Source organism: Bacillus cereus group sp. BfR-BA-01441 (genome assembly GCF_022663075.1).
Taxonomy (GTDB): Bacteria; Bacillota; Bacilli; order Bacillales; family Bacillaceae_G; genus Bacillus_A; species Bacillus_A cereus.
The window spans coordinates 1-1,044 of record NZ_JAKUEU010000217.1; the positions used below are offsets into that span (position 1 = coordinate 1).

A 1,044-nucleotide genomic window follows, 5' to 3' on the forward strand; every position below is an offset into this window, starting at 1 on the left:
TATCCCACCAGCGCCTCCACCGAAGCTAGCGCTCCGGTTTCAATGGCTCCCGCCTATCCTGTACAAACTGTACCAAAATTCAATATCAGGCTACAGTAAAGCTCCACGGGGTCTTTCCGTCCTGTCGCGGGTAACCTGCATCTTCACAGGTACTATAATTTCACCGAGTCTCTGGTTGAGACAGTGCCCAAATCGTTACACCTTTCGTGCGGGTCGGAACTTACCCGACAAGGAATTTCGCTACCTTAGGACCGTTATAGTTACGGCCGCCGTTTACTGGGGCTTCAGTTCAGAGCTTCGCTTACGCTAACCCCTCTCCTTAACCTTCCAGCACCGGGCAGGTGTCACCCCCTATACTTCGCCTTACGGCTTCGCAGAGAGCTGTGTTTTTGCTAAACAGTCGCTTGGGCCTATTCACTGCGGCTTTCCGTTAAGAAAGCACCCCTTCTCCCGAAGTTACGGGGTCATTTTGCCGAGTTCCTTAACCAGAGTTCTCTCGCACACCTTAGGATTCTCTCCTCGCCTACCTGTGTCGGTTTGCGGTACAGGCACCTTTTATCTCGCTAGAAGCTTTTCTTGGCAGCGGGGAATCAAAGACTTCGCTCCATAAGGAGCTTCCCCATCACAGCTCAGCCTTCACGATAAGCGGATTTGCCTACTTATCAGCCTAACTGCTTGGACGTGCACAACCAATCGCACGCTTCTTCTATCCTTCTGCGTCCCTCCATTGCTCAAACGATAAAGAGGTGGTACAGGAATATCAACCTGTTGTCCATCGCCTACGCCTGTCGGCCTCGGCTTAGGTCCTGACTAACCCTGAGCGGACGAGCCTTCCTCAGGAAACCTTAGGCATTCGGTGGACGGGATTCTCACCCGTCTTTCGCTACTCATACCGGCATTCTCACTTCTAAGCACTCCACCAGTCCTTCCGGTCTGACTTCACTGTCCTTAGAACGCTCCCCTACCACTGATACCATTGGTATCAATCCGCAGCTTCGGTGGTGTATTTAGCCCCGGTACATTTTCGGCGCAGAGTCACTCGAC

General features: G+C 52.6%; 1 rRNA gene. It reads right to left on the bottom strand.

The features are described 5' to 3' along the window. A 23S ribosomal RNA gene (locus MR107_RS30120) occupies positions 1-1,044 on the bottom strand; the annotation flags it as partial.